Annotated in this window: 1 protein-coding gene and 1 pseudogene; both read left to right on the top strand. The window is 45.3% G+C overall.

The genetic code is table 11. The features are described 5' to 3' along the window. Positions 1 to 24 precede the first annotated feature (24 nt). Positions 25 to 329 (top strand): annotated as a pseudogene (locus tag DW996_RS12865) (hypothetical protein). After that, a partial coding sequence (locus DW996_RS12870) for a MobA/MobL family protein (protein WP_158575336.1) occupies positions 305 to 762 on the top strand: 458 nt, incomplete at its 3' end. The pseudogene DW996_RS12865 and the gene DW996_RS12870, both read left to right, overlap by 25 nt.

A 762-nucleotide genomic window follows, 5' to 3' on the forward strand; every position in this document is an offset into this window, starting at 1 on the left:
AGTTACAGACATGGAGGAAGTGTAATGGCGGAGGGAGTGGGGTTTCCATTCCCTTCATTGCCTTTGAATGAAGGGCGCACTTATGGACAACCAGAGGTCGTCCTTATAAGTTTGCCACAAGTGGCAACCGGTCTGCGCTTACGCTTGCCGGGCTCGTTCCGTCGGCGGGCATTTCATGCAGACCTGCTCATGCCGCAGGGGCACTCTTGCGCAGAGGGCGTTCCGACAGTTCTACTCCTGCTAAATCAGAAGAAGACACTGTCGGAAATCAATGCCGGATACGGCAGAAAGGGGGAATCGTATCATGGCTATATTTCATTTTACAGTAAAGATTGTCGGACGCAGTAAAGGAAAATCTGTCATATCCGCATCGGCATATCTTAATGGAGATGTGATGAAGAATGAGCAAACAGGCAGAATCAGCTACTATACTTCCAAAAAGGAAGTCGTCTACACCAGTCTGATGATGTGCGAAAATGCACCTCCTGAATGGCTGCATGTACCGGAAGAAAATATAAAAAGGTTTCAACAGTCTATCCGTTATAAAAGAGCGGATGATAAAGATGCCGCACTGGAAAAGTTTAAAATCACATTTCAGAAACAGCGTCTATGGAATGAGGTCTTAAAGATAGAAAAAAATGCAGATGCACAGCTTGGACGCTCATTTGAATTTTCCCTGCCGAAAGAATGGAGCAGACAGGAACAGATTGATTATACAACCGAATATATTCAAAAAACTTTCGTGGACAAGGGAATGTGTGC

Source organism: Roseburia sp. AM51-8 (genome assembly GCF_003478275.1).
GTDB classification, from domain to species: domain Bacteria; phylum Bacillota; class Clostridia; order Lachnospirales; family Lachnospiraceae; genus Pararoseburia; species Pararoseburia lenta.